At 71.7% G+C, this 26,431-nt stretch carries 22 protein-coding genes, 1 tRNA gene and 1 pseudogene; 3 read left to right on the forward strand and 21 right to left on the reverse strand.

Annotation, left to right across the window (positions count from 1 at the left end; translation table 11 throughout):
- Nucleotides 1-13: 13 nt before the first annotated feature.
- The 15 genes and pseudogenes from relA to pgsA form a co-directional block, all read right to left on the reverse strand.
- A complete protein-coding gene (gene relA, locus SAM23877_RS07210; RefSeq protein ID WP_053128052.1) occupies nucleotides 14-2,557 on the reverse strand; it encodes a GTP pyrophosphokinase in 2,544 nt (847 codons plus the stop codon).
- 173 nt (nucleotides 2,558-2,730) lie between these two features.
- Nucleotides 2,731-3,279 (reverse strand): adenine phosphoribosyltransferase, encoded by a 549-nt coding sequence (locus SAM23877_RS07215; RefSeq protein ID WP_053128054.1) that lies wholly within the window; start codon nucleotides 3,277-3,279, stop codon nucleotides 2,731-2,733.
- Entirely contained in the window at nucleotides 3,276-4,409 is a 1,134-nt protein-coding gene (secF, locus tag SAM23877_RS07220; protein WP_053128056.1) for a protein translocase subunit SecF, read from the reverse strand. Before secF ends, SAM23877_RS07215 begins: the two co-directional genes overlap by 4 nt.
- A 1-nt stretch (nucleotide 4,410) precedes the next feature.
- Nucleotides 4,411-6,216, reverse strand: coding sequence for a protein translocase subunit SecD (gene secD / locus SAM23877_RS07225; protein ID WP_162492092.1), 1,806 nt, complete (start codon nucleotides 6,214-6,216; stop codon nucleotides 4,411-4,413).
- A gap of 131 nt (nucleotides 6,217-6,347) precedes the next feature.
- Nucleotides 6,348-6,848 carry a preprotein translocase subunit YajC gene (gene yajC, locus SAM23877_RS07230; protein ID WP_053128058.1) on the reverse strand — a complete coding sequence of 167 codons (501 nt, stop codon included), beginning with the start codon at nucleotides 6,846-6,848 and terminating at the stop codon, nucleotides 6,348-6,350.
- A 175-nt stretch (nucleotides 6,849-7,023) separates the two neighbouring features.
- Nucleotides 7,024-8,097, reverse strand: coding sequence for a Holliday junction branch migration DNA helicase RuvB (ruvB, locus tag SAM23877_RS07235; RefSeq protein WP_053128060.1), 1,074 nt, complete (start codon nucleotides 8,095-8,097; stop codon nucleotides 7,024-7,026).
- 34 nt (nucleotides 8,098-8,131) lie between these two features.
- Nucleotides 8,132-8,737: a Holliday junction branch migration protein RuvA gene (ruvA, locus tag SAM23877_RS07240; protein ID WP_053128062.1), complete on the reverse strand. Its 606-nt coding sequence runs from the start codon at nucleotides 8,735-8,737 to the stop codon at nucleotides 8,132-8,134.
- 149 nt (nucleotides 8,738-8,886) lie between these two features.
- Nucleotides 8,887-9,435: pseudogene (ruvC, locus tag SAM23877_RS07245) on the reverse strand (crossover junction endodeoxyribonuclease RuvC); the annotation flags it as partial.
- Nucleotides 9,436-9,548: 113 nt separating this feature from the next.
- Nucleotides 9,549-10,301, reverse strand: a complete 753-nt coding sequence (locus SAM23877_RS07250) for a YebC/PmpR family DNA-binding transcriptional regulator (RefSeq protein WP_053128064.1) — start codon at nucleotides 10,299-10,301, stop codon at nucleotides 9,549-9,551.
- 48 nt (nucleotides 10,302-10,349) lie between these two features.
- Nucleotides 10,350-10,958, reverse strand: coding sequence for a pyridoxal 5'-phosphate synthase glutaminase subunit PdxT (gene pdxT / locus SAM23877_RS07255; RefSeq protein WP_053128066.1), 609 nt, complete (start codon nucleotides 10,956-10,958; stop codon nucleotides 10,350-10,352).
- A gap of 13 nt (nucleotides 10,959-10,971) precedes the next feature.
- A complete protein-coding gene (pdxS, locus tag SAM23877_RS07260) occupies nucleotides 10,972-11,883 on the reverse strand; it encodes a pyridoxal 5'-phosphate synthase lyase subunit PdxS (RefSeq protein WP_053128068.1) in 912 nt (303 codons plus the stop codon).
- Between the two features lie 122 nt (nucleotides 11,884-12,005).
- Entirely contained in the window at nucleotides 12,006-12,548 is a 543-nt protein-coding gene (locus tag SAM23877_RS07265; protein ID WP_053128070.1) for a LemA family protein, read from the reverse strand.
- A gap of 609 nt (nucleotides 12,549-13,157) precedes the next feature.
- A complete protein-coding gene (locus tag SAM23877_RS07270) occupies nucleotides 13,158-14,321 on the reverse strand; it encodes a glycosyltransferase family 4 protein (RefSeq protein WP_053128072.1) in 1,164 nt (387 codons plus the stop codon).
- Nucleotides 14,318-15,250 carry a phosphatidylinositol mannoside acyltransferase gene (locus tag SAM23877_RS07275; RefSeq protein WP_053128074.1) on the reverse strand — a complete coding sequence of 311 codons (933 nt, stop codon included), beginning with the start codon at nucleotides 15,248-15,250 and terminating at the stop codon, nucleotides 14,318-14,320. The genes SAM23877_RS07270 and SAM23877_RS07275 overlap by 4 nt, the downstream gene beginning before the upstream one ends.
- On the reverse strand, nucleotides 15,247-15,915 hold the full coding sequence (gene pgsA / locus SAM23877_RS07280; RefSeq protein WP_053128076.1) for a phosphatidylinositol phosphate synthase: 669 nt from the start codon (nucleotides 15,913-15,915) through the stop codon (nucleotides 15,247-15,249). Before pgsA ends, SAM23877_RS07275 begins: the two co-directional genes overlap by 4 nt.
- A gap of 260 nt (nucleotides 15,916-16,175) precedes the next feature.
- On the opposite strand from pgsA, the gene SAM23877_RS07285 reads away from it, so the two are divergent.
- Entirely contained in the window at nucleotides 16,176-18,374 is a 2,199-nt protein-coding gene (locus SAM23877_RS07285) for an elongation factor G-like protein EF-G2 (RefSeq protein WP_053128078.1), read from the forward strand.
- A 218-nt stretch (nucleotides 18,375-18,592) separates the two neighbouring features.
- On the forward strand, nucleotides 18,593-20,254 hold the full coding sequence (locus SAM23877_RS07290; protein ID WP_053128080.1) for a hypothetical protein: 1,662 nt from the start codon (nucleotides 18,593-18,595) through the stop codon (nucleotides 20,252-20,254).
- Between the two features lie 24 nt (nucleotides 20,255-20,278).
- Here the strand turns inward: SAM23877_RS07290 and SAM23877_RS07295 are convergent, their stop codons facing one another.
- The 4 genes from SAM23877_RS07295 to SAM23877_RS07310 all read right to left on the reverse strand — a co-directional run bounded on the left by SAM23877_RS07295 (nucleotide 20,279) and on the right by SAM23877_RS07310 (nucleotide 24,922).
- Nucleotides 20,279-20,830: an HIT family protein gene (locus SAM23877_RS07295; RefSeq protein ID WP_053128083.1), complete on the reverse strand. Its 552-nt coding sequence runs from the start codon at nucleotides 20,828-20,830 to the stop codon at nucleotides 20,279-20,281.
- 150 nt (nucleotides 20,831-20,980) lie between these two features.
- Complete coding sequence (gene thrS, locus SAM23877_RS07300) at nucleotides 20,981-22,957, reverse strand: threonine--tRNA ligase (RefSeq protein WP_053128085.1); 1,977 nt, start codon at nucleotides 22,955-22,957, stop codon at nucleotides 20,981-20,983.
- Between the two features lie 151 nt (nucleotides 22,958-23,108).
- On the reverse strand, nucleotides 23,109-24,359 hold the full coding sequence (locus SAM23877_RS07305) for a hypothetical protein (protein ID WP_053128087.1): 1,251 nt from the start codon (nucleotides 24,357-24,359) through the stop codon (nucleotides 23,109-23,111).
- The gene (locus SAM23877_RS07310; RefSeq protein ID WP_053142246.1) at nucleotides 24,356-24,922 is read right to left on the reverse strand and encodes a DUF4365 domain-containing protein; all 567 of its coding nucleotides are present in this window, start codon (nucleotides 24,920-24,922) and stop codon (nucleotides 24,356-24,358) included. The genes SAM23877_RS07305 and SAM23877_RS07310 overlap by 4 nt, the downstream gene beginning before the upstream one ends.
- 171 nt (nucleotides 24,923-25,093) lie before the next feature.
- On the opposite strand from SAM23877_RS07310, the gene SAM23877_RS07315 reads away from it, so the two are divergent.
- Nucleotides 25,094-25,819: a 3'-5' exonuclease gene (locus SAM23877_RS07315; RefSeq protein ID WP_053128089.1), complete on the forward strand. Its 726-nt coding sequence runs from the start codon at nucleotides 25,094-25,096 to the stop codon at nucleotides 25,817-25,819.
- Between the two features lie 47 nt (nucleotides 25,820-25,866).
- Here SAM23877_RS07315 and SAM23877_RS07320 read toward each other — a convergent pair.
- Together SAM23877_RS07320 and SAM23877_RS07325 are read right to left on the reverse strand one after the other, a co-directional pair.
- Nucleotides 25,867-25,938: transfer RNA gene (locus SAM23877_RS07320), tRNA-Val, on the reverse strand.
- Between the two features lie 39 nt (nucleotides 25,939-25,977).
- Nucleotides 25,978-26,424: an SRPBCC family protein gene (locus SAM23877_RS07325; protein ID WP_053142249.1), complete on the reverse strand. Its 447-nt coding sequence runs from the start codon at nucleotides 26,422-26,424 to the stop codon at nucleotides 25,978-25,980.
- Nucleotides 26,425-26,431: the final 7 nt, after the last annotated feature.

Below are 26,431 nucleotides of genomic sequence, written 5' to 3' on the forward strand. Positions count from 1 at the left end.
CGTGTGCGGCCCGCTACGACGGCCTGCGCGCCGATGTCACGCGGTAGACGTCGTACACGCCCTCCACGCCGCGTACGGCCTTCAGGACGTGCCCGAGGTGCTTGGGGTCGCCCATCTCGAAGGTGAAGCGGGAGGTGGCCACCCGGTCGCGGGAGGTCTGGACGGCCGCGGAGAGGATGTTGACGTGCTGGTCGGACAGCACACGCGTGACGTCCGACAGCAGCCGGGAGCGGTCCAGGGCCTCGACCTGGATGGCGACCAGGAAGACCGAGGACTGGGTGGGTGCCCACTCGACCTCCAGGATGCGCTCGGGCTCGCGGGAGAGCGAGTCCACGTTCACGCAGTCGCTGCGGTGGACGGAGACTCCGCTGCCGCGGGTGACGAAGCCGATGATCGGGTCACCGGGGACGGGCGTACAACAGCGGGCCAGTTTGACCCACACGTCCTCGACGCCCTTGACCACGACGCCCGGGTCGGCGCTCGTGCGGCGTTTGCGGCCGCGACCGCGGGCCGGCGGCACCGACTCGTCGATCTCCTCGGTGGCCGCTTCCTCGCCGCCGAGCGCGTGGACGAGCTTCTGGACGATGTTCTGCGCGGAGACGTGGCCCTCGCCGATCGCCGCGTACAGCGCGGAGATGTCCGAGTAACGCATCTCGTGGGCGAGGGTGACCAGGGAGTCGCCGGTGAGGATGCGCTGGATCGGCAGGTTCTGCTTGCGCATGGCGCGGACGATGGCGTCCTTGCCCTGCTCGATCGCCTCGTCGCGGCGCTCCTTGGAGAACCAGGCGCGGATCTTGTTGCGGGCGCGCGGCGACTTCACGAAGCCGAGCCAGTCGCGGGAGGGGCCCGCCCCGGCCGCCTTGGAGGTGAAGACCTCCACCAGGTCGCCGTTGTCCAGGGTGGACTCCAGCGGGACGAGGCGGCCGTTGACGCGTGCCCCTATCGTGCGGTGTCCGACCTCGGTGTGGACGGCGTAGGCGAAGTCCACGGGGGTGGCGCTCGCGGGCAGCGCTATGACGTCGCCCTTGGGGGTGAAGACGAAGACCTCGTTGCGGGAGAGGTCGAAGCGCAGGGACTCCAGGAACTCGCCGGGGTCCTCGGTCTCCTTCTGCCAGTCGAGCAGCTGCCGCAGCCACGCCATGTCGTTGAGGTGGTCGTCCTTGCCCTTGCCGGACGACTTGGGCGCGTCGGAGCGGACCTTGGAGGCGCCGGCGACGGCCTCCTGCTTGTACTTCCAGTGCGCGGCGATGCCGTACTCGGCGCGGCGGTGCATGTCGAAGGTGCGGATCTGCAGCTCGACCGGCTTGCCGTTGGGCCCGATGACCGTCGTGTGCAGCGACTGGTACATGTTGAACTTGGGCATCGCGATGTAGTCCTTGAACCGCCCCGGAACCGGGTTCCAGCGGGCGTGGACCGTGCCGAGCGCCGCGTAGCAGTCGCGGACCGTGTCCACCAGGACGCGGATGCCCACCAGGTCGTAGATCTCCGCGAAGTCACGGCCGCGGACGATCATCTTCTGGTAGACGCTGTAGTAGTGCTTGGGGCGGCCGGTCACGGTCGCCTTGATCCGGGCCGCGCGCAGGTCCTGCTGCACCTCGTCGGTGACGATGGCGAGGTACTCGTCGCGCTTGGGGGCGCGCTCGGCGACCAGGCGGACGATCTCGTCGTACATCTTGGGATAGAGGATCGCGAAGGCGAGGTCCTCCAGCTCCCACTTGATGGTGTTCATGCCCAGCCGGTGGGCGAGCGGCGCGTAGATCTCCAGCGTCTCGCGCGCCTTCTTCTCCTGCTTCTCGCGCTTGAGGTAGCGCATGGTGCGCATGTTGTGCAGGCGGTCGGCGAGCTTGATGACGAGGACGCGCGGGTCCTTCGCCATCGCGACGACCATCTTGCGCACGGTCTCGGCCTGCGCCGCCTCGCCGAACTTGACCTTGTCGAGCTTGGTGACGCCGTCGACGAGGAGGGTGACCACGTCGCCGAAGTCGCGGCGCAGGTCCTCCAGGCCGTACTCGGTGTCCTCGACCGTGTCGTGCAGCAGCCCCGCCATGAGCGTGGCGGGGTCCATGCCGAGCTCGGCGAGGATGGTGGTGACGGCGAGCGGGTGCGTGATGTACGGGTCGCCGCTCTTGCGCTTCTGGCCGCGGTGCCAGCGCTCGGCGACCTGGTAGGCGCGCTCGATCTGGCGCAGCGTCGCCGTCTCGATCTTGGGGTCGTTGCTGCGCACTATCCGCAGCAGGGGCTCCAGGACCGGGTTGTACGGGTTGGCGCGCTGCACACCGAGACGGGCGAGGCGGGCCCGGACGCGGTTGGAGGAGCCGGAGCGCGCGGGCTGCCCGGCGGGCGCGCGGACCACGGGCGCGTTCCGGCCGCGGTCGGGCGGGATCGGCTTGGGACGCGGCTGCTGGTCGGCCGGCTTGTCCACGGGCGCCGACGGGGCGTGCTGGATCGGCCCGTGCGTGTCGTTCTTCGCCTGCGGCGCGCTCGGTACGGGCTTCGCCGCGGGCGCCGAGGCGGACTCGGGCTTTGCGGCGGTCAGTGGCTGGGCCTCGTCTGGCAAGAGGACTCCTCGTGCGCGATCCGGGTCCCCCGGTCAGGCTCCGGAGTCCCCATGGTAGCGATCCTGCACGCCAGGATCGCCTTCAGGCCACTGTGAGGGCCGTCAGCCCCGTAAACGCCCGAGGCGGGCCCCGGATTCATCCGGGGCCCGCCTCGGGTGAGCGGTGCGAGTCGTCAGACCGTGAGCAGGGCCTCCAGCGGTGCCCCGGCCAGGGCCGGCTCCAGCCGGGCCCGTCCGCCGAGGAAGCCCAGCTCCATCAGCACGGCGAGACCCGCCACCCGCGCGCCCGCCCGGCGGATGAGCTCGAGCGAGGCCTCGGCGGTGCCGCCGGTGGCGAGGACGTCGTCGATGACCAGGACCCGGTCGTCGGCGCTCAGGTCCTCGGCGTGCACCTCGATCTCGGCCGAGCCGTACTCCAGGTCGTACGCCTGGCTGAGGGTGGCTCCGGGGAGCTTGCCCGCCTTGCGTACGGGGATGAAGCCGAGGCCCGCCCGCAGGGCCACCGGGGCGCCCAGGATGAAGCCGCGGGCCTCCAGGCCGACGACCTTGGTGGCGCCGGTGCGCCCGGCGGCCTCGGCGAGCGCGTCGGTCAGGGCGGCGAAGGCCGCCGGGTCGGCCAGGAGCGGGGTGATGTCCTTGAACACCACGCCCGGCTCCGGATAGTCGGCCACGTCGCGGATGCGGCTGAGCAGCAGCTCCGTGACGTCGGTGGTCCCGGTCATCGGCGCTTCCCCGAGGGCCGGCCGCGTCCCCTGTTGCGGGAGGCCGGCTGGTTGCGGGGGCCGACGACCGCGGGGGCCGCGTCCTCGGGGTCGTCCTCGGCCTCGTCGTCGGCGTACCACTCCTCGTCCACGGCGTTCTCCGCCGGCTCGCCCTTGGCCGCGGCCTGGGCGCGCTTGGCGAGGACGCGCTTCTTGAGCGCCTTCATCTGCGGCTCGGCCTCCTTGAGGTCGGCGACGAGCGGCGTGGCGATGAAGATCGACGAGTAGGCGCCCGCGGCGAGACCGACGAAGAGCGACAGCGAGATGTCGTTGAGCATGCCGGCGCCGAGGACACCGCCGCCGATGAACAGCAGGCCGCCCACCGGCAGCAGCGCGACCACCGTGGTGTTGATGGAACGCACCAGGGTGCTGTTGATCGAGCGGTTGGCGATCTCGCCGTAGGTCCAGCGCGTCTGTTTGGTGATGTCTCTCGTCTGTTCCTTGAGGCTGTCGAAGACCACGACCGTGTCGTAGAGCGAGTAGCCGAGGATCGTGAGCAGACCGATCACCGTGCCCGGCGTGACCTCGAAGCCCACCAGGGCGTAGATGCCGACCGTGATGGTGATGTCGTGGATCAGCGCGACGAAGGCGGCCAGGGCCATGCGCCACTCGAACGCGATCGCCAGATAGATCACCACCAGGACCATGAAGATCCCGAGGCCCTGCCACGCCTTGTTCGCGATCTGGTCACCCCAGCTGGGGCCGACCAGGTCCGCGTTGATCCGCTCCGCCGGGACGTCCAGGTCCTTGGAGAGCTCTTCCTTGATCTGGTCCGACGCCTCGGTGTCGGTGCCCGCGATCTGGATGCGGAGACTGCCGTCGCCGAGCTTCTGGACGATGGCGTCGTGGCCGGAGGCCTCTTCCGCCCAGGTCTCGGTCTGGGAGACCGAGGCGCTCATGTTCTTCGGGGTGGTGAAGACCGCGCCGCCCTGGAACTCGATGCCCATGTGCAGACCGCGCACCGCCAGGCCGACGATGGCCGTGATGGTGATGAGGATCGAGATGCCGTACCAGAGCTTGCGGTTCTTGACGAAGTCGTAGCCGATCTCGCCATGGTGCAGTCGAGCGCCGAGGGTGCCGAGCTTTCCCATCTCACGCCTCCTTCGGGTCGACAGGGCCGGCGGCGGGGCGGGCGGTACGGCGGGTGCGGCGCAGCGGCGGCTTCGCCCCCAGGCTCTTCGGGTCGAGACCGGACCACTTGTGGCCGCTCGCGAAGAACTTGCGCCGGGCCATCAGCGTCAGCAGCGGCTTGGTGAAGAGGAAGACCACCACCACGTCGAGCAGCGTGGTCAGACCCAGGGTGAACGCGAAGCCCTGCACCTTGCCGACGGTGACGATGAAGAGCACCGCGGCGGCGAGGAAGGACACGAAGTCGGAGACCAGGATGGTGCGCCGGGCCCGCGGCCAGGCGCGCTCGACGGCGGGGCGCAGCGAGCGGCCCTCCCGGATCTCGTCGCGGACGCGTTCGAAGTACACGATGAACGAGTCCGCCGTGATGCCGATGGCGACGATCGCACCGCAGACGGCCGGCAGGTTCAGCGCGAAGCCGATGGCCGGGCCGAGCAGCGACATGATCACGTACGTGAGGGCCGCGGAGATCAGCAGCGAGGCGACGGCGATGAACGACAGGCCGCGGTAGTAGACCAGCAGGTAGAGGACGACGAGGGCGAGGCCGATCGCGCCCGCGATCAGACCGGCCTTCAGCTGCTCACCGCCGAGTGCGGCGGTGACGGTGGTGACGCTGTCCTCCTTGAAGGTCAGCGGCAGCGCGCCGTAGGACAGCATGTTGGCGAGGCCCTGGGCCTCCTCCTGGTCGAAGTTGCCGGAGATCTCCGCGCTGCCGCCGGTGAGCGCCTGGCTGACGTAGGGGTCGGAGACGACCTCGTTGTCCAGGACGATGGCGAACTGGTTCTGCGGGGACTGGTTCTGCGCCAGCTTGCCGGTGATGTCGGCGAACTTCTTGGCGCCGCCGTCCGTGAACTTCATCGTCACGGTCCAGCCGGCGGCGGTCTGCGTGTTGAAGACCGCCTCGGACTTGTCGACGTCGGTGCCGTCGACCGCTGCCGGGCCCAGGATGTACTTCTGCCACTGGCCCTGGGAGTTCTGGCCGCAGGCGACCATCGAGTCGCCCTGCTTGGCGCCGGCGCCCGCCTTGGCCCGGGCGGCCGCGTCGGTGCAGTCCAGTGCGGCGTACGCGGTCTGGAGCTTGGCCGTCGCGTCGTCGCCGGAGGCGCTGGCGCTCGCGGAGGGGGAGGCACCGTCGGTGGCCCCGCCGGACGGGCTGGGGTCGGCCTTCAGGGCGTCGCTGGCGGCACGGCCCTGGGGGCTGGAGCTCGCCGACGCGGTGCCGGAGGGCGAGTCGCTCGCCTTGTCACCGTCGGTGGCCTTGTCCTGGTCGGCCGCGCCGTCCGTGGCCTTGTCGGTCGCCTTGTCCTTGTCGGAGGCGTTGCCGGTCGGGCTCGGGGAGGGGCTGCCGGTCGCGCCCGCGCCGGACAGCTCGGTGGCGACCACCGGGCGGAAGTAGAGCTTGGCGGTGGTGCCGACCTGCTCCCGGGCTTCCTTGGAGTTGGTGCCCTTGGGGATGTTGACGATGATGTTCCGGTTGCCCTGGGTCTGTACCTCGGCCTCGGAGACACCCAGACCATTGACACGGCGTTCCATGATCTCGACCGCGGTGTCCATGTTGGTCTTGTTGATCGCGGACTCCTGGCCCGCCTCCGGCACCGCGCGGAGCGTGATGCTGGTGCCGCCGGCCAGGTCGATACCGAGACGCGGAGTCGTGTGTCCGGAGACGAACATGCCGCCGGTGAGCGCCACGATGGCGATCAGAATCAGGGCCAGCGAGCGCCCGGGCTTACTCTGAGCGCTCGCATTCTTTCCCTTTTTAGGTGCTACCACCTTTGCGTACTCCCTCTCGGGCCGCTCGCGCCGGGTAGGCGTCGCCGGCGGCCATCACATGGTGTCCGGATCCGTGCGAGCCGCGCGTCACACGGGGCGGGCGGGAACGGCCCGCTCGCCCCGGAGCACGGTTACTTCGCCTCGGAGCCGCCGTCGGACTTCTTCGCCTGCTCGTCCGTCGTCGCCTCGGCGGGCGCGGCGTCGGCCGTCGGCTCGTCGGCCGCGTCCTTCTTGCCGAGGTCGACGGGCTTGTCGTCGGAGACGGCAGCGTCGTCGGCGGAGGCGTCGGTCCCGGTGAGGGAGGAGGCATCGTCCGGGACGATGTCGGCGTCGGACTTCAGGTCGTGCTCGACGCCGTGGACGATGCGGTTGTACTCGTCGTCGGTGAGGACGGCACCGATGCTGTTCTTGGCGAAGAGCAGCTCGACACCCGGGCCGGCGTCGAGGAGGACCGTGTCCTCGTTGACCTCCTTGACCGTGGCGTACATGCCCCCGATGGTGCGGACGCCGGAACCGGGCTGCATCTGGTTCCGCATGTCGACGGCCTGCTGCTGCTTCTTCTTCGCCGACCGGGTCATCAGGAACATGGCCCCGATGAGCACGATGAACGGGAGGAGGGTCACGAGACTCACGGGTCGGTACTTCCTTCACACGACCGCGATGGTGAGCGGCCTGATGGTTGGGGGTGTGTGCGCCGCCGACAAGGGCGGCATCGGCGGAGTCTAAGCGAGTCCGCGCGCATGGAACAACGCTCAGCATGGCACCGGGGTTCCTGCACCGGCGAATGTCCTCTTCGTGACCGGGTGGTCACGCCCCGAACAGGTCCTGTTGTCCGTTTCCGGAGCCCTGGGACCGTGGCGGGGTGAGGCCGAGGTGGGCCCATGCCGCCGGGGTCGCGACCCGTCCGCGCGGTGTGCGGGCCAGCAGGCCCTCCCGGACGAGGAACGGTTCGGCGACCTCCTCCACGGTCTCACGTTCCTCCCCCACGGCGACGGCGAGCGTGGAGAGGCCGACGGGACCGCCGCCGAACAGCTTGAGCAGGGCCTCCAGCACACCCCGGTCCAGCCGGTCCAGTCCGCGGGCGTCGACCTCGTAGACCGCGAGGGCGGCCGCGGCGATCTCCTGGGTGATCAGGCCGTCGGCCTTGACCTGGGCGTAGTCGCGGACCCGGCGCAGCAGGCGGTTGGCGATCCGGGGCGTGCCCCGGGAGCGGCCCGCGATCTCGGCGGCGCCGGCCGTGTCGATCCCGACGTCGAGCAGGCCCGCCGAGCGGTGGATGACGCGCTCCAGCTCGGTGGGGCCGTAGAACTCCATGTGCGCGGTGAAGCCGAAGCGGTCGCGCAGCGGGGGCGGCAGGAGTCCCGCGCGGGTGGTGGCGCCGACCAGGGTGAACGGCGGGAGTTCGAGCGGGATGGCGGTGGCTCCCGGGCCCTTGCCGACGATGACGTCGACGCGGAAGTCCTCCATCGCCATGTAGAGCATCTCCTCGGCGGGCCGCGACATGCGGTGGATCTCGTCGAGGAAGAGCACCTCGCCCTCCTGGAGGGAGGAGAGGATCGCCGCGAGGTCGCCGGCGTGCTGGATGGCGGGCCCGGAGGTGATCCTGATCGGGGCCTCCATCTCGGCCGCGATGATCATCGAGAGGGTGGTCTTGCCGAGGCCGGGCGCGCCGGAGAGCAGCACGTGGTCGGCGGTCGCGCCCCGCGCCCGGGCGGCCCGCAGGACGAGGTCGAGCTGCTCGCGGACCTTCTCCTGGCCGATGAACTCGCCCAGGTCCTTGGGTCGCAGGGCGGCCTCCACCGCCTGGTCCTCCCCGTCGGCGGACGCACCGACGAGCCGCTCGGCGGTGGCGTCGGTGTCGGTCGTGTCGTCCCAGTTCATAGCGGTGTGTGCCTCGGGGGTCGGGGGTGGCGGTTCAGCGGGCGCGGTTCAGGGTCTGGAGGGCCGACTTCAGCAGCTGTCCCACCTGGGGCGTGCCGCCGGCGGCCGCCGCCTGGGGGGCCACGGCGGAGACGGCCTCGTCGGCCTCACGGGTCGCGTACCCGAGGCCGATCAGGGCCGCGTGCAGCTGGTCGCGCCAGCCGGTGCTGACCGGGGCGCCGACGGCGGGGGCGCCGATGGGCTCGCCGAGGCGGTCCTTCAGTTCCAGGAGCAGCTTCTGCGCGCCCTTCTTGCCGATGCCGGGGACGGCGGTGAGCGCCTTCTCGTCGCCGGTGGAGACGGCTCTGCGCAGGGCGTCGGGGCTGTGCACGGCGAGCATCGCCTGGGCCAGCCGGGGGCCGACGCCGCTGGCGGTCTGGAGCAGCTCGAAGACCTGGCGCTCGTCGTCGTCGGCGAAGCCGTACAGGGTGAGCGAGTCCTCACGGACGACGAGCGAGGTGGCAAGCTTGGCGGGCTTGCCGACGCGGAGGGTGGAGAGCGTGTTCGGCGTGCACTGGAGGGCCATGCCGACGCCACCGACCTCGACCACCGCGGCATCGGGAGCGAGGGCGGCTACGGTGCCGCTGACGAAGGCGATCATGCCGGGTGGCCTTTCGGTGCGTGCGGTGTGTTCGGGGACTGCTGGACGGCCGGGGGCTGCTGGACGGCCGGGGACTTTTGGACGGCCGTGGACTGCTGCGGGGTCGCGGCCTGCTGCGGGGTCGCGGCCTGCCGCGGCGACAAGGTCTGACGGGCGGTCGCCGCTTGTCGGGCCGGCGGGGTCCGCGGGACGTGCCGGGCCACGGCCTGCTGGAGCCGGTTCTGGGCGGGAGCGCGCCAGATGTGGCAGATGGCGAGTGCGAGGGCGTCGGCGGCGTCGGCCGGCTTCGGTGGCGCGGCGAGCCGCAGCAGGCGGGTGACCATGGCGCCGACCTGCGCCTTGTCGGCACGGCCGCTGCCGGTCACGGCGGCCTTGACCTCGCTCGGGGTGTGCAGGGCGACCGGGATGCCGCGGCGGGAGGCGCACAGGATGGCGACGGCGCTGGCCTGGGCCGTGCCCATCACCGTGCGCACGTTGTGCTGGCTGAAGACGCGCTCCACCGCGACGTACTCCGGCCGGTGCTCGTCCAGCCACCGCTCGATGCCCTGCTCGACGGCGACGAGGCGGTGGCCGAGGTCGGCGTCCGCGGGCGTGCGGACGACGCCGACGCCGATCATGGTGAGCGGTCTTCCCGCGACGCCCTCCACGACACCGACCCCGCAGCGGGTCAGCCCCGGGTCCACCCCCAGTACGCGCACGTGCCCTCCCGTTCGATCGCCTGTTTGTGCAGGCTATCGGGTGCCACCGACAACGGCGGTGGGCCGGGGGACGTGTCCCCCGGCCCACCGCAGCCGTCGTGTGCGCCGCGGCGCTACGCGTCGACCTTCTCCATGACCTCGTCGCTCACGTCGAAGTTGGCGAAGACGTTCTGCACGTCGTCGCTGTCCTCCAGGGCGTCGATGAGACGGAAGATCTTCCGGGCGCCCTCCTCGTCCAGCTCGACCTGCATGGTCGGGACGAAGTTGGCGTCGGCGGACTCGTAGTCGATGCCGGCGTCCTGGAGGGCGGTGCGGACGGCGACCAGGTCGGTGGCCTCGCTGAGGACCTCGAAGGTCTCGCCGAGGTCGTTGACCTCCTCGGCGCCCGCGTCCAGGACGGCGGCGAGGACGTCGTCCTCACTCAGTTCGCCCTTGGGGACGATGACGACGCCCTTGCGGTGGAACAGGTACGACACCGAGCCCGGGTCGGCCATGGAGCCGCCGTTGCGGGTCATGGCGACGCGGACGTCGGAGGCGGCGCGGTTGCGGTTGTCGGTCAGGCACTCGATGAGCACCGCGACGCCGTTGGGGCCGTAGCCCTCGTACATGATCGTCTCGTAGTCGGCGCCGCCGGCCTCGAGGCCGCCGCCCCGCTTGACCGCGGAGTCGATGTTCTTGTTCGGGACCGACTGCTTCTTCGCCTTCTGGATGGCGTCGTACAGCGTCGGGTTGCCCTCGACGTCGACGCCGCCCATGCGCGCCGCGACCTCGATGTTCTTGATCAGCTTCGCGAAGAGCTTGCCGCGCTTGGCGTCGATCACGGCCTTCTTGTGCTTCGTCGTAGCCCATTTAGAGTGGCCGGACATCTGCCTGTCTCCTTCGCGTAACCCATCTCTGCAACGAACGCAGGAATCCTACAAGGGCCGAGCCGGGCGGTTCGCGCGCACCATGTCGGCGAAGAGCCGGTGCACGCGGTGGTCGCCGGTCAGTTCCGGGTGGAACGACGTGGCGAGCGCGTTGCCCTGGCGGACCGCGACGATGTGGCCGTCGTGCTCGGCGAGCACCTCGACCGACGCGCCCACGGACTCCACCCAGGGGGCTCGGATGAAGACGCCCTCCACAGGATCGCCGCCGACGCCCTCGATGTCGACGGCCGCCTCGAAGGACTCGTTCTGCCGTCCGAAGGCGTTGCGGCGCACGATCATGTCGATGCCGCCGACCGTCTCCTGCCCGGAACGCGGGTCAAGGATCTTGTCGGCCAGCAGGATCATGCCGGCGCAGGTGCCGTAGACGGGCAGGCCGTCGCGCACGCGTGCGCGCAGGGGGTCCATCACTCCGAAGAGGACGGCCAGCTTGGAGATGGTGGTGGACTCGCCGCCGGGCAGGACCAGGCCGTCCACCTCGGCGAGTTCTTCGGGGCGCCGCACCGGCCTGGCCACGGCATCGGCCGCGGCCAGGGCGACGAGGTGCTCCCGTACGTCGCCCTGGAGGGCCAGGACGCCGATCACGGGGGTGTCACTCATGGGATCGGGTGCCTTACCAGCCGCGGTTGGCGTAGCGCTCGGTCTCGGGAAGGGTGTCGCAGTTGATGCCGACCATGGCCTCGCCGAGGTTGCGGGACGCGTCCGCGATGATCTTCGGGTCGTCGTAGAAGGTGGTGGCCTTCACGATGGCGGCGGCACGCTTGGCCGGGTCGCCGGACTTGAAGATGCCGGAGCCGACGAAGACGCCCTCGGCGCCGAGCTGGCGCATGAGCGCGGCGTCGGCCGGGGTGGCGACGCCGCCGGCGGAGAAGAGGACGACCGGCAGCTTGCCCAGCTCGGCGACCTCCCGGACGAGCTCGTAGGGGGCGCGCAGTTCCTTGGCTGCGGCGTACAGCTCGTTGTTGTCGTAGCCGCGCAGGCGGGCGATCTCGTTCTTGATCTGGCGCAGGTGGCGGACCGCCTCGACGACGTTGCCGGTGCCGGCCTCGCCCTTGGAGCGGATCATCGCGGCGCCCTCGGCGATGCGGCGCAGGGCCTCGCCCAGGTTGGTGGCGCCGCAGACGAACGGGGTGGTGAAGGCGAACTTGTCGGAGTGGTTGACCTCGTCGGCCGGGGTGAGGACCTCGGACTCGTCGATGTAGTCGACGCCGAGGGACTGCAGGACCTGGGCCTCGACGAAGTGGCCGATGCGGGACTTGGCCATCACGGGGATGGAGACCGCGCCGATGATGCCCTCGATCATGTCCGGGTCGGACATGCGGGCCACACCGCCGTCCTTGCGGATGTCGGCCGGGACCCGCTCCAGGGCCATGACGGCGACGGCCCCCGCGTCCTCGGCGATCTTCGCCTGCTCCGGCGTGACGACGTCCATGATCACGCCACCCTTGAGCTGCTCGGCCATGCCGCGCTTCACGCGGGCGGTGCCGGTCTCGGGGGCCTGGTTTTCGGAGAGCGTGCTGGACACGGGTACCTCGCTGAGGGGAAGGGGGCTTGTGCAGCTCCGAGGAAACGCGACGCGACCAGGCCACAGCAAGGGCCAATGAGAAGGCGGTGGATCGTTTTCGGCGTGAGGTCGGCGAGCTGCGGTCAGGCGGCCCGCTCCACCAGGGCCGTCGGCGACTCGTCGTCCATCTCGAAGGCCAGCGGGAAGGGCGCGTGTCCGGCCAGGCGGAACCAGCGCACCTTGCGGTGCTCGCGGAGCCTGCGGGCGGCGCCCACCGCGTCGTTGTGGAACCGCCGGGCCATCGGGACGCGCCGTACGGCCTCGGCCAGTTCGAGGGCGGCTTCCTCGCCCCCGGGGGCCTCCCGCAGGGCGTCCACCTGCTGCGGCTCGGCGAAGACCGCCCGCAGGGCCTGGCTCAGCTCGCTCTCGGCGACCTCCCGCTGTTCCTCCTCGGCCTGCCGCGCGGCGTGCGCGGCCTCGTACAGCACGATGGAGGCGGCCGGGTCGAGGACGCCCGAGGTGGCCAGTTCCTGGGCCACGGACGCCCTGCGCAGCAGCTGCGCGTCGAGTGCGGCACGGGCGGCGTCGATCCTGGCGTGCAGCCGGTCCAGCCGCCCTGCGGTCCAGCTCAGGTACAGGCCGATCGCGACGAGGACGACCAGGATCCAGATCAGGGTTGCGGTCACGGGCCGCAAGCCTACGGGGACGCTCCGCGGAGGCGGCGCAGTGCCCTGGAGGCGGACGCCGCCGGGATGGCCGCCCCGGCCTCCGCCCCCGCCCGGACGAGACGGGCGCCGCCGCAGTGGCCGCCTCGGACGCCCGCACCTGCCCGGCCGAGGCGGGCGCCGCCGGGGTGGCCGCCTCGGGCCCGCCCGTGCCCGGCCGGGCCTCGCACCGGGCGGGCCGGCCTGGCGGGGCGTGGCGGCCGGGGCGGGCCCGAAGTGCCGGTGCGGGCCGGGTCCGGCGCGTCGGCGCGCGGCCGGTCCGAGCGCCGAAGCGGACTGGGTCCGGACCGCCGGAGCGCGGCCGGTACCAGTGCCGACGCACGGCCGGTACGAAGCGCCGGTCCGCGCTGGACCCGGACCACCGAAACCCGCCCGGCCCAAGAGCCCACGCACAGCCGGTACGAAGCGCCAGTGCGCGCAGGACCCGGACCGCCCGAACCCGCCCGGCCCAAGAGCCCACGCACAGCCGGTACGAAGCGCCAGTGCGCGCAGGACCCGGACCGCCCGAACCCGCCCGGCCCAAGAGCCCACGCACAGCCGATCCGAAGCGCCGGTGCGCGGGCCGGCCTCTCAGTCCCTCGCCAGTCCGAAGCGTGCCCTCAGTCCCGTCGCCCGGTCGTCCGTCGCCACCGCCGCCGCGCCTGCGGTGACCGTCTCGTAGACGGACAGGATGTCGGCGCCGACGGTCGACCAGTCGAAGCGCCGTACGTGCGCGCTGCCCCGCTCCCGCAGTTCGGCCCGGCGCCGCGGGTCGGCCAGCAGCCGCACCGCCGCGTCGGCGAGTGCGTCGGCGTTCTCGTTGGGGAACAGCTCGCCGGCCGCTCCCTGGTCGAGGACCTGCGCGAAGGCGTCCAGGTCGGAGGCGAGCACGGGCGCGCCCGCCGACATGGCCTCGACCAGGATGATCCCGAAGCTCTCGCCACCGGTGTTGGGCGCGACGTACAGGTCGACGCTGCGCAGGAAGCGGGCCTTGTCCTCGTCGCTGATCATGCCGAGGAACTCCACACGGGAGCGCAGCTCCTTCGGCAGGCTCTCCACGGCCTCCTCCTCGTCGCCGCGGCCCGCGACCACCAGCCGGGTCTGCGGCCGGGCGGCGAGGATCTTCGGCAGCGCCCGCATCAGCACCGGCAGGCCCTTGCGGGGCTCGTCGATGCGCCCTATGAAGCCGATCGTGTCGCCCTGCCACTCGGGGTTGGGATCGGCACCGGCGAAGAAGTCGACGTCGACGCCGTTGGGGATGACGACGGCGTCCCCGCCCAGGTGCTCGACGAGGGTGCGGCGGGCGTACTCGCTCACCGCGATCCGGGCACTGATCTTCTCCAGCGCGGCCTGGAGGATCGAGTACGCGGCGATCATCGCGCGGGAGCGCGGGTTGGACGTGTGGAAGGTGGCCACGATCGGCCCCTGCGCCGCCCAGCAGGTGAGCAGGCCCAGCGAGGGCGAGGTGGGCTCGTGGATGTGGATGACGTCGAAGGCGCCGTCGTGCAGCCAGCGCCGTACCCGGGCCGCCGACAGGAAGCCGAAGTTGAGCCGGGCCACCGAGCCGTTGTACGGCACCGGCACCGCGCGGCCGGCCGAGACGACGTACGGGGGCAGCGGGGTGTCGTCGTCGGCGGGGGCGAGGACGGACACCTCGTGGCCGAGGCGGACGAAGTACTCGGCGAGGTCCCGGATGTGGAACTGGACGCCACCCGGCACGTCCCAGGAGTACGGGCAGACGATGCCGATCCTCACGGGGCGCCCTGCCCCTCGGCCGCCGGGGGTGCCTTGGCGGGGTCGAGGTCCTTCAGCCACAAGCGCTGGAGCATGTGCCAGTCCTCCGGGTGGTCGGCGATCCCCGTGGCGAAGGCGTCGGCCAGCGCCTGTGTCATGACGGACGTCTTTTCCGCACGGGTACCTGACTCGGGCACCTCGACCGGTGGATGGACCCGGCCCCGCATCACGGGCGAGTCGTCGTACCAGAGCGTCACCGGCAGCAGCCGCGCGCCGGTCTGCAGCGCGAGCAGGGCGGGCCCGGCCGGCATGCGGGCCGTCTCGCCGAAGAAGTCGACCTCCACGCCGGAGGCGGACAGGTCGCGGTCGGCGACCAGGCAGACCAGGCCGCCGTCGCGCAGCCGCCGGGCCAGCGTGCCGAACGCCGTGCCGCCGCTGTGCGGGAGGACCTCCATGCCGAGGCCCTCGCGGTAGGCGACGAAGCGGTCGTAGAGGGTCTCCGGCTTGAGGCGCTCGGCGACCGTGGTGAAGGGGATGCCCAGCTGCGTCGTCACCCAGGCACCGGCGAGGTCCCAGTTGGCCAGGTGCGGAAGGGCCAGGACCACGCCCTTGCCGGCGTCCAGGCCGTCGGTGAGGTGGTGCAGGTCCTCGGGGACGAAGCCCGCCGCGACGCGCTCGCGGCTCCAGGCCGGGAGCCGGAAGGACTCCATCCAGTAGCGCAGGTACGAGCGCATGCCCGCGCGCGACAGCGCGGCGAGCCGTTCGGGGCCCGCGCCCGGCACCACGCGCGCGTAGTTGCTCTCCAGGCGGCGGACGCCCGTGCCGCGCTGCTTCCAGGCGATGTCCGCGACCGTGCGGCCGAGCCGTGCGGCGACCGGCTCGGGCAGCTTCTTCACGGTGCTCCAGCCGGCGCCGTACAGGCCGTCGGCCAGCCGGTCCCGAGCGCTCACTTCGCCGCCTCGGTGCCCTGGTCCTCCTGTGCGGCGGCATCCGCCTCGGCGGCCTCCCGGCGCACGGTGACGACGCGCTGGACGAGCGTGACGAGGCTGCCGACGGCGACGACCCACAGGGCGACGGGGAGCAGGTACTGGATCCCCGGCACGCCGAACGTGTGCAGTCCCGCGAATCCGGCGGCGACCAGGGAGACGACGAGCCGCTCGGCGCGCTCGACGAGTCCGTTGACGGCGACCGGCAGACCGATCGACTCGCCGCGCGCCTTGGTGTACGACACGACCTGGCCGCTGGCCAGGCAGAAGATCGACACGGCGCACAGCACGTTGTCGTCACCGCCGCCCGCGTACCAGAGGGCGAAACCGCCGAAGATCGCGCCGTCGGCGACCCGGTCCAGCGTGGAGTCCAGGAAGGCGCCCCAGCGGCTGGAGCGGCCGAGCTGGCGGGCCATGTTGCCGTCGACGAGGTCGGAGAAGACGAAGAGCGTGATCACGACCGTGCCCCAGAAGAACTCGCCCATGGGGTAGAAGACCAGCGCTCCCGCGACCACACCGGCGGTGCCGATCAACGTGACCGTGTCCGGGCTGACGCCCCGGCGGATGAGAAACGCGGCGAACGGTGTGAGGACACGCGTAAAAAATGCACGCGCGTACTTGTTCAGCATGGCCTTCCCGACGGTCGCTGTGGCCGCGGCCCCTGCTGGCCACCGGCTGGCCCATCGTAGCCACGCGCGCGCGTGGGTGACGGCCGGGCACCCTCTCCCCCGGTGGGCGGCCGGTGGGGCGGCGGGATCGGGGCCTTCGTATGGACGGCGCGTGACGGGAGTGGAAAGCTCGAAGGACCGCGGGCGTCACCGGAGCCGCCAGCACGCGGTCCCGCGTGTCCGCGCCCACAGCGACCTCACCGTGCACGGGAGGCAAGGACATGGGCGACAAGGCGCACACCCACCCCGGAGCCGCCGGAAGGGCGACGGCGGCCGACCATCCCACGTCCGTACGGAATGTGGTGCTGGTCGGCCACTCCGGATCGGGCAAGACGACTCTGGTGGAGGCTCTCGCGCTGACGGCGGGAGCACTGAACCGGGCGGGCCGCGTGGAGGACGGCGGCTGCGTCTCGGACTACGACGAGATGGAGCACCGGCAGCACCGGTCCGTACAGCTGTCGCTGGTGCCGGTGGAATGGGACGGCATCAAGGTCAACCTCCTGGACACTCCCGGGTACACCGACTTCGTCGGTGAGCTGAGGGCCGGTCTCCGTGCGGCGGACGCGGCCCTCTTCGTCGTCTCGGCCTCCGACGGCGTGGACGGCTCGACCCGCATGGTGTGGGAGGAGTGCGCCGCCGTCGGCATGCCGCGCGCGATCGTGATCACGCACCTGGAGGCCGCCCGCGCGGACTTCGAGGAGATGACGCGGATCTGCGCGGAGGCCTTCGGCGGGGACGACCCCGATGCCGTACTGCCGCTGTACCTGCCCTTGCGAGGGCCGCAGGCGCCCGACGGGCACGCGCCCGTGACCGGACTCATCGGGCTGCTGTCGCGGAAGCTGTTCGACTACGCGTCCGGCGAGCGCAGGGAGTCGGAGCCGGACGGGGACCGGCTGCCGCTGATCGACGAGGCCCGGTCCATGCTGATCGAGGGGATCATCTCGGAGAGCGAGGACGAGACCCTCATGGAGCGCTATCTCGGCGGCGAGCAGGTCGACGTCAGGACGCTCATCCAGGATCTGGAGCGGGCCGTGGCCCGCGGGGTGTTCTTCCCCGTCCTGGCCGCCGCCCCGGCGGCCGAGGGCGCCCGCCAGGGACTCGGTACGGTCGAGCTGCTGGAGCTGGTCACCCGCGGCTTCCCGACCCCCCTGGAGCGCGCGGCGCCCCCGGTCACCACGCCCGACGGCGCGCCGCGCGAGCTGCGGAGGTGCGATCCCGACGAGTCGCTGGTCGCGGAGGTCGTCAAGACGTCCTCCGATCCCTACGTCGGCCGGATCTCGCTGGTCCGCGTGTTCTCGGGCACCCTGCGCGCCGACCAGACGGTGCACGTCTCCGGCCACGGGCTGGCCGACCGCGGCCATGAGGATCACGACGTCGACGAGCGGATCGGCGCCCTGTCGACGCCGTTCGGCAAGCAGCAGCGGCCGGTCCCGCACGTGATCGCGGGCGACCTGGCGTGTGTGGCCAAGCTGAGCCGCGCGGAGACCGGGGACACGCTGTCGGCCAAGGACGACCCGCTGCTGATGGCCCCGTGGGAGATGCCCGACCCGCTGCTGCCGCTCGCCATAGAGGCGCACAGCAAGCCCGACGAGGACAAACTCTCCCAGGGACTGGCGCGGCTGGTCGCCGAGGACCCGACGATGCGGCTGGAGCAGAACCAGGACACGCACCAGGTGGTCCTGTGGTGCCTGGGCGAGGCCCACGCCGACGTGGCGCTCGAACGGCTGCGCAGCCGGTACGGCGTCCAGGTCGACGTCGTACCGCACCGGGTGTCCCTGCGGGAGACGTTCGGGAGCAGGGCGGCGGGGCGCGGCCGGCACGTCAAGCAGTCCGGCGGGCACGGGCAGTACGCCATCTGCGAGCTCGAGGTGGAGCCGCTGCCGAACGGTTCGGGCATCGAGTTCGTCGACAAGGTGGTCGGCGGCGCGGTGCCCCGGCAGTTCGTCCCGTCCGTCGAGAAGGGCGTGCGCGCGCAGGCCGCGAAGGGAGTCGTCGCGGGCCATCCGCTGATCGACGTACGGGTGACGCTCCTCGACGGCAAGGCGCACTCGGTGGACTCCTCGGACGCCGCGTTCCAGACGGCGGGCGCGCTGGCGCTGCGGGAGGCGGCGGCCGAGGCGAGGATCCATCTGCTGGAGCCGGTCGCCGAGGTGAGCGTCCTGGTCGGCGACGCGTACGTGGGCGCCGTCATGAGCGACCTGTCCGGGCGGCGCGGCAAGGTGCTCGGCACCGAGCAGACCAGCGGGGGCCGGACCGTGATCCGGGCCGAGGTGCCCGAGCTGGAGATCGGCCGGTACGCCGTGGACCTGCGCTCCCTGTCGCACGGCACCGCGCGCTTCGACCGCCGGTACGCGCGGCACGAACCGATGCCGCAGCAGATCGCGGACCGGGTGCGGGAGGAGCTGCGGGCCGTGTCGTAGCGCTGCCGGGGCCGGCGCGGGACTCCCCCGCGCCGGTGGTGGCGACCCGGCGTGCGACGGCGCGTGTACGCGGTCGACCCGCGCGTCCGCGGGCGCCTTCCGGCGTCCGGTGACGCATGCCGGTCGCGGCGGATACGCTGATGACCTGATCAACAGGTGTGCGGGGCTGGGAAGTCGGGAAGGCCGCAGAACGACAGTGGTGGCGATCGGGGGCGGGTATGACCGTTGACGGCGGTTACGCGGACTTCTTCGGGCCGCAGGTGCCGCGTACGGACGGCGGGGGGCAGACGGCCACCTTCGCGCTGGCCTCGGCCGCCTACCGGGACAACCCGATGGAGGAGATCAAGAAGGCCGACAACGAGTGGCACCAGACGGCCGTCAACCCGGGCCGGTCCTGGGCCACGATCTTCCGGCCCAACCTCGGGGAGGCGTTCTCCCGCGCGGTGGCCGACCGGATGCTGGGCGGCGGACGCAAGCCCCTCATCCAGTCCTTCGGGGCCGAGCCGCAGGTGGTCGTCGAGCACTGTCTGGCGGCCAACGGCATCCGCAAGGCCCGCGACGCGCGGCTGTCCATGGTGATCGTGCTGTGCGGCCTGCTGTTCCTGCCCGGCATGCTGGTGTGGCTGCTCGGCTTCCAGATCCGCACCACCGTCGCCAAGGCGGAGAACAAGCAGGCCGGGGCGCTGGGCACCGCGGTGCTCGTGGCCATCGCCGCGCTGGCGGTGCTGTTCCTCGTCAAGATGCCCTTCACGGGCTTCTGGGCCTGGTACGCGCGCGCGGCGGTCGTCCTGCCGGTGGTCGGCTGGTTCTGGGCCAAGCGGATCTGCGAGGGCACGGCCAGGGATCTGCGGGAGCGCTGGGACGGCCTCCTGTCGGGCAGCGGCGTCGGCGCCAAGGTTCCCGAGGCGGTGCCCAGCAATCCGGGCGAGACGGCGGCCGAGCAGCTCCGGCAGTCCCTGGCCAAGCTCGGCGCCGAGCAGCAGTCCAACTCGGTCTTCTACGCCGGTCCCAAGGGCATACTCGGCATGGGCACGCGCTGGGGCAGCTGGCAGCTCGCCGAGAACCTGGTGCCGGCCGACCCGACCCGGGAGATCCACCCCTTCCGCAGCTGGGACGTCGTCCGGGCGGTCCACGACCAGCTGCGCATGCTGGAGCGCGGTCCGCTGAACACCGGCGGTTTCCCGAAGCCGTCCATACGGCACTGGGTGGTGACGCCGATCGGCGAGAACGCCACGGCGGTGTCGCGTCCGGAGGGCACGGACGTCGAGGCGTACCAGGTCAAGTCCCACGCGATACAGGACATCTGCAACAAGCAGCAGTTCGGGGCCGGTGACCGGCACTACCTGGGCGTCCAGTGGACCCTGTGGGACGGCCAGCTGGTCATCACCATGCTGATCACCGTGACCGTGCTGCACGAGACGCTGCGCATCGAGGTCACGGGGCACGCGCTGGGCCCGGTGAACCCGCTCTTCACCACCAAGCCGGAAGCCCCCTCCAAGGAGGTCGCCAAGTCGTTCAAGCCGTGGGAGACACGCAAGGTGATGCTCCCGCTGGTCACCGCGAACGAGGTGGTACGGCTCGCGGTGCGCGCCCCGCTCACCTGGTATCCGCCGCTGCTCAACTGGCTCGGCGGCTCGATCGGACTGCCGGAGCCCTTCGGGCTGCGGCACGCCTGGGCGGACCAGCCGTGGCGGCACCGTTTCATGGCCGACGACGCCCTGCGGGCGGCCGCGCCGGTGCTGCGGGTGGTGCACTCGGCGGCGATCAAGGTGCTGCAGGAGAACGGCGTGGACACGGAGAAGTTCGGGACGCGCTCGGCCTTCCTCAGCACGGCCGTGCAGGACCCGGCGCCGGGCAAGGCGGATCTGTACAACGCGTAGGCCCCTCCCGGGGCCTGCCCGCCGCTACTCGGCGGAGGGCCACGCCTCCGCCAGCATCTTGCGGGTGTCCCCCAGCAGCTGCGGCAGCACCTTGGTGTGGCCGACGACCGGCATGAAGTTCGTGTCCCCGCCCCAGCGGGGCACGACGTGCTGGTGGAGGTGGGCGGCGATGCCCGCGCCGGCCACCGAGCCCTGGTTCATGCCGATGTTGAAGCCGTGGGCGCCGGAGGCGGTGCGCAGGGCCGTCATTGCCTGCTTGGTCAGCTCGGCGAGCTCCGCGGTCTCCACTGCGGTCAGCTCGGTGTAGTCGGCGACGTGGCGGTACGGCACGGTCATGAGGTGACCGCCGTTGTACGGGTACAGGTTGAGCACCGCGTACACGTGCTCGCCGCGCCGGACCACCAGCCCGTCCTCGTCGGACTTGGCCGGGATCGAGCAGAAGGGGCAGCCGTCGTCGGCGCCCGGGCCGCTCGGCTTGTTCTCGCCCTGGATGTAGGCCATCCGGTGGGGCGTCCACAGGCGCTGGAACGCGTCCTGCGTCCCCACTCCGATCTGCTGCTCCGGCTCACTCGTCATGCGTGCAGCATATGGCGTCGCGCACGGCGACAGGGAAAGGCCCCCGGGAAGATCCCGGGGGCCTGAAGCCCCGCTTCGGCGGGGAGCACGGCGCCTTGTGCTCTTGGGCCTTGCGAATCTTGGGGCCAGCCCCGCTCTTGCGGGGAGCAATCACACGTGCACGCGGCGCTGCACGACGTCAACGAGCTTCGCCAGCGCATCGTCACGCTGGATGCCGTTCTCCTGCGAGCCGTCGCGGTAACGGAACGACACCGTGCCCGCGTTCATGTCGTCGTCACCCACGATGATCATGAACGGCACCTTCTGCTTCTGGGCCGTCCTGATCTTCTTCTGCATGCGATCGGAGGAGGCGTCGACCTCCACCCGCAGACCCTTCTGCCTGGCCTCCGCGGCGAACTTCTCCAGATACTCGACGTGTGCGTCACCCACCGGGATGCCCACCGCCTGCACCGGCGCGAGCCAGGCCGGGAAGGCGCCCGCGTAGTGCTCAAGGAGCACCGCGAAGAAGCGCTCGATGGAGCCGAACAGCGCGCGGTGGATCATCACCGGCTGGGTCTTGGTGCCGTCGGCGGCCGTGTACTCCAGGTTGAAGCGCTCCGGCAGGTTGAAGTCGAGCTGGATGGTCGACATCTGCCAGGTGCGCCCGATGGCGTCCTTGGCCTGCACCGAGATCTTCGGGCCGTAGAAGGCGGCGCCGCCCGGGTCCGGGACCAGGGGCAGGCCCTGCTTCTCGGCGACCTGGCGCAGCGTCTCGGTGGCCTCTTCCCAGGCTTCGTCCGAGCCGACGAACTTCTCCGGGTCCTTGGTGGACAGCTCCAGGTAGAAGTCGGTGAGGCCGTAGTCGCGCAGCAGGTTCAGGACGAAGGTGAGCGTCTTGTCGAGCTCCTCCGACATCTGCTCGCGGGTGCAGTAGATGTGCGCGTCGTCCTGGGTGAAGCCGCGGGCCCGGGTCAGGCCGTGCACGACGCCCGACTTCTCGTACCGGTACACGGTCCCGAACTCGAAGAGGCGCAGCGGCAGTTCACGGTAGGAACGTCCGCGCGCGTCGAAGATCAGGTTGTGCATCGGGCAGTTCATGGGCTTGAGGTAGTAGTCCACGCCCTCGTCAAGCTGCATGGGCGGGTACATGCCGTCGGCGTACCAGTCCAGGTGGCCCGAGGTCTCGAAGAGCTTCCCCTTCGTCGCGTGCGGGGTGTAGACGAACTCGTAGCCCTCCTCCTCGTGGCGCCGCCGCGAGTAGTCCTCCATGACCCGGCGGATGATGCCGCCCTTGGGGTGGAAGACGGCCAGGCCCGAGCCGATCTGCTCGGGGATCGAGAAGAGGTCGAGTTCGCTGCCGAGCTTGCGGTGGTCGCGCTTCTCGGCCTCGGCGAGGAACTCCAGGTGCGCCTTCAGCTCGTCCTTGGTCGGCCAGGCGGTGCCGTAGATGCGCTGGAGCATCGGGTTCTTCTCGCTGCCGCGCCAGTAGGCGGCGGCGTTGCGCATGAGCTTGAACGCCGGGATGTTCCGGGTGGTGGGCAGGTGGGGGCCTCGGCAGAGGTCCTTCCAGCACAGGTCGCCGGTCTTGGCGTCCAGGTTGTCGTAGATCGTCAGCTCGCCGGCGCCGACCTCGACGTCCGCGCCGTCGTCGTGCGACGCGGAGCCCTTGATGCCGATGAGCTCCAGCTTGTACGGCTCGTCGGCGAGCTCCTCGCGGGCCTCGTCATCGGTCACGACGCGACGCGAGAAGCGCTGACCGCGCTTCTGGATCTCCTGCATCTTCTTCTCGATGGCCTTGAGGTCATCGGGGTGGAAGGGCTTCTCGACATCGAAGTCGTAGTAGAAGCCGTCCTTGACCGGCGGGCCGATGCCCAGCTTGGCCTCGGGGAAGAGCTCCTGCACGGCCTGCGCCATGACGTGCGCCGTGGAGTGGCGCAGGATGTTCAGGCCGTCCTCGGAGGAGATCTCGACGCCCTCGACGGTCTCGCCGTCCCGGACCTCGTGGGCGAGGTCCTTGAGCTCGCCGGCCACCCGCGCCGCGATGATCGAGCGCTGGCCGGCGAAGAGCTCGGCGGCCGTGGTGCCCGTCGTCACCACGCGTTCTTCCCGCTCGGAATCGCGCTGGATGATCACACGGACGTCTGACACCGGTCTCTCCTGACTGAAGGGGGGCCGCGGCGCCATACCGGAGCGCACGCGTGAGGGCGATCGTACCGACCCGGGCCGGTGCATCGCGAAATCGTTCCCTCCGCAGGTCCAGGTGGTCGGTCCGCGCAGTCCCCGCCGCCGCTCCAGGTGGTCAGTCCGCGCAGTCCCCGCCGCAGGTCTCCTCGAAGAAGGCCGCCACCTCGACGTGCTCCTGCACCGCCTTCAGGAGCCGGTCCCGTTCCGCGTCGTCGACCGGCACGGGGGCGATCTCGCAGGCGCCGGTGAGCCGGCGGAATCCGCCCCGGCTCTCCAGCCGGCCGAGCACCCGCACCGGCAGCCCCACCAGATGGGCGTGCCCGGCGATCCGGTAGGCCTCCTCGTCGAGCGTGATCCGGACCTGCGGGACGTCCGCACCGGCCAGCACGCGCAGCCGTACGGTGCCCGCGCCGCGCGGGCCGGGCCGGCGCATCCGGACGACGGTGCCGGTGATCCGCACCGGCACGGAGGGCTCCGCCCGCAGGTAGCGGGTGGCGGCCTCCCGCAGGGCGGGCAGGTCGCCGGGCGAGAACTCCACCGGTTCGGCGAGGGCGGCGCAGCCCTCGGGGACGCCGGCGGCCGGGGCCCAGTCGACGGTGACGCGGGCCCCCTCGGTGCCGCGGACCAGGGCGACGAGCGCCTCGGTCAGTTCGTGGCTGACGCCCGCCGCCACCGCGGCGTCGAAGGCCTCCGTGCCGCCGGTGGCCCGCCGGTAGTCGACGGCCTCGCGGGCCGCGTACAGGGCGTGGTGGAGGCGTACGGCGAGGGGGCGGCCGGTGGTGACGGGCACGAACGCCGTGAGCCGGCGGCCGCCGGGGGCGGGACCGACCAGGACGTTCTCCAGGGCTTCGGCCGCGGCACGCCGGTGCCGGGCGCCGTAGTAGCCCGCCCGCGCGCGCGTGGCGAGCGCGCCGGCGAGCAGCATCCGGCGGGCGGCGGAGCGCAGCCGCTCCTCCGCGGTCCACGAGGAGGCGTCACCGGGCCCGGCCGGCACGTCGCGCGCCCAGCGGATCTCGTCGCTGGGTACGGCGAGGGAGACGAGGATCTCGCGGGCGGCGGGTGTGCCGCTGCGGGACAGGGCGAGCAGCGCCTCGCCCAGCAGGTCGTCGCTGTCGGGGAAGGAGCGGCTGACGGGCACCAGCAGGCTGGTGGCACCGGCGCCCGGGCCGGGCGGGGTCCAGCGGCCGTACCGGCCGGGGGCGCCGCCGCGACGCCGCCAGCCGTGCCGGTGGAGCAGGGCGGTCAGCACGGCCGGGTCCACGGCGGCGGGCTCCGGCGTGTGGTCGTCCCGGGCACCGTCACCCGTGGCGTGGACGGGGTGCGGCCCGAGGGGCCGCGGCGGCTCACCGGTCGGGCGGTGCGTCATGGTGTCCCTCCCGTCCCGACCCGCGTCATGATCTCGCACAGCGCCCGGTCGTCGAAGACCCGTGCGGTCGGTATCCGCACGGTGGTGCGCCGCCGGCCGGTGACCGGATGTCCGGCGAGGTTGGTCCAGTAGCAGCAGTGCCTGAGGTCGAGCCGGTCGTGGCCGGCGCGCAGCCACTGGTCCCGGGACCGGGGGACGATCATCACGACCAGGATCTTGTGCACGGAGACCGGGGTGCGGGCGAGCTTCGCCAGGTGGTCGTTGTCGAGCGTGAAGGAGAAGAAGCGGCCCGGTGGGCTGGGCGGGAGCTGGTACGTGGCCTTGAGCTGCACCTTGATGGTGACCTCGTCGTCGACCGTGTGCCCGGGGGCGCTGTGGCTGACGTGCCAGTCGATGCCGTTGTCCGGGAAGGGCTGCGAGAGCGAGCAGCCCGCCGCCGCCGCGACCGCGTGCAGGTAGCCGACCTGCAGGGTCTCCATGCAGGCGGTGGTGGCGAGGGAGCCGCGGGTGGGCGCGATGCGCTCAGGCAGCAGCCCGCCCCGTTCGGGCTGCGCTATGGCCATGACCAACAGCCTTCCGAAACTGGTGCGTCCCCACTGCGGGTCGCTGAACTGCAAAGACCCGTACTCCTGTTGTGTCCTTCCGGCGTACGCCGCAAACAGCCCGGGTATCACCGAACCGGGACAGAAGACGGCGCGTCAGCAGCCGTTGCCGCAGGAGGAGTTGAGTGCCCTATGACGTGCTGGTACGAGGGGCCCCTGGCCGCCTTCGACACGGAGACCACGGGTGTGGACGTCGAGACCGACCGGATCGTGTCGGCGGCCCTCGTCGTGCAGGACGCCCCGGGCCTCAGGCCCCGGGTGACCCGGTGGCTGGTGAATCCGGGTGTGCCGGTGCCGGAGGCGGCGACGGCGGTGCACGGACTGACGGAGGAGCATCTGCAGCGCCACGGCCGCTGGCCGGCGCCGGTGATGTACGAGATAGCCGAGGCGCTGACCGAGCAGGCCCGCGCGGGGCGCCCGCTCGTGGTGATGAACGCGCCGTTCGACCTCACGCTGGTGGACCGGGAGTTGCGCCGGCACCGCGCCTCGTCCCTGGGCCGCTGGCTGGAGCGGACGTCCCTGCACGTGCTGGATCCGCGCGTGCTCGACAAACACCTGGACCGCTACCGCAAGGGCCGCCGCACCCTCACCGACCTGTGCGCGCACTACGGCGTCGAGCTGGAGGGCGCGCACGACGCGGCGGCCGACGCGCAGGCCGCGCTGGAGGTCGTACGGGCGGTGGGCCGCCGCTTCCCGGGGCGGCTGGAGCGCCTCTCGGCCGCCGAGCTGCACACGCTCCAGGCGGTGTGGCACGCGGGGCAGGCGCGGGGGCTCCAGGCGTGGTTCGCGCTCAACGGGACGGAGGAGGCGGTGGACCCGGCCTGGCCACTGCGTCCCGACCTGCCGGCGGCGGCGTGAGCACACGAAGAAGCCGGCCCGTCGTGCGACGGACCGGCTTTTCCCGGTGGGCGATACTGGGTTCGAACCAGTGACCTCTTCGGTGTGAACGAAGCGCTCTCCCACTGAGCTAATCGCCCGGGAACGCACTGAACCATACAGGGACCGGCACGCACTCTTCAAACCGCTTCCAGCCGAGCGGCCAGCCCGCGGCGCCCCGCCCGCATCATCAGCCGGTGGTTGGCCCGGAACAGGGGCCGTCCCGGCACGGCGAGGCGGCGCAGCAGCGGCTTGCGCACGACGACCTCCTGGTCGTAGCGGGCGAGGGTGCCGGAGCCCCGCGGACCGAGCGTCCAGCGCGCCCAGCCCTCCATGTCACCGCTCATCGCGACCTCCAGCACCCCGGCCTCCGGGTCGCGCCGCCCCTCGCGCAGGGTCGCGGTCAGGTCGTACGGGAGGAGGGAACGGAAGCGGACGAGGCCGCTGGTGTCGTCGAGCCGGGTGACCTCGCGCACCTGCGGCCACCAGCGGGGGTAGTCCTCGATCCGTTCCAGTTCCCGGTAGACGGCCGGGACGGGCGCGGGCAGGGTCCACAGGCTGCGGAATCGGTAATGGTTCCAGTCCACGTACCGG

The sequence above is a fragment of the Streptomyces ambofaciens ATCC 23877 genome (genome assembly GCF_001267885.1).
Lineage (GTDB): Bacteria > Actinomycetota > Actinomycetes > Streptomycetales > Streptomycetaceae > Streptomyces > Streptomyces ambofaciens.

Coding starts and splice junctions, on each gene's coding strand:
- ruvA (WP_053128062.1), bottom strand. CDS start 8,737: ATGATCGCCTTCGTCAGCGGCACCGTAGCCGCCCTCGCTCCCGATGCC.
- pgsA (WP_053128076.1), bottom strand. CDS start 15,915: ATGCTGAACAAGTACGCGCGTGCATTTTTTACGCGTGTCCTCACACCG.
- SAM23877_RS07315 (WP_053128089.1), top strand. CDS start 25,094: ATGACGTGCTGGTACGAGGGGCCCCTGGCCGCCTTCGACACGGAGACC.
- SAM23877_RS07285 (WP_053128078.1), top strand. CDS start 16,176: ATGGGCGACAAGGCGCACACCCACCCCGGAGCCGCCGGAAGGGCGACG.
- secF (WP_053128056.1), bottom strand. CDS start 4,409: ATGGGAAAGCTCGGCACCCTCGGCGCTCGACTGCACCATGGCGAGATC.
- ruvB (WP_053128060.1), bottom strand. CDS start 8,097: ATGAACTGGGACGACACGACCGACACCGACGCCACCGCCGAGCGGCTC.
- pdxT (WP_053128066.1), bottom strand. CDS start 10,958: ATGAGTGACACCCCCGTGATCGGCGTCCTGGCCCTCCAGGGCGACGTA.
- SAM23877_RS07310 (WP_053142246.1), bottom strand. CDS start 24,922: ATGGCCATAGCGCAGCCCGAACGGGGCGGGCTGCTGCCTGAGCGCATC.
- SAM23877_RS07250 (WP_053128064.1), bottom strand. CDS start 10,301: ATGTCCGGCCACTCTAAATGGGCTACGACGAAGCACAAGAAGGCCGTG.
- SAM23877_RS07290 (WP_053128080.1), top strand. CDS start 18,593: ATGACCGTTGACGGCGGTTACGCGGACTTCTTCGGGCCGCAGGTGCCG.
- SAM23877_RS07295 (WP_053128083.1), bottom strand. CDS start 20,830: ATGACGAGTGAGCCGGAGCAGCAGATCGGAGTGGGGACGCAGGACGCG.
- SAM23877_RS07305 (WP_053128087.1), bottom strand. CDS start 24,359: ATGACGCACCGCCCGACCGGTGAGCCGCCGCGGCCCCTCGGGCCGCAC.
- SAM23877_RS07215 (WP_053128054.1), bottom strand. CDS start 3,279: ATGACCGGGACCACCGACGTCACGGAGCTGCTGCTCAGCCGCATCCGC.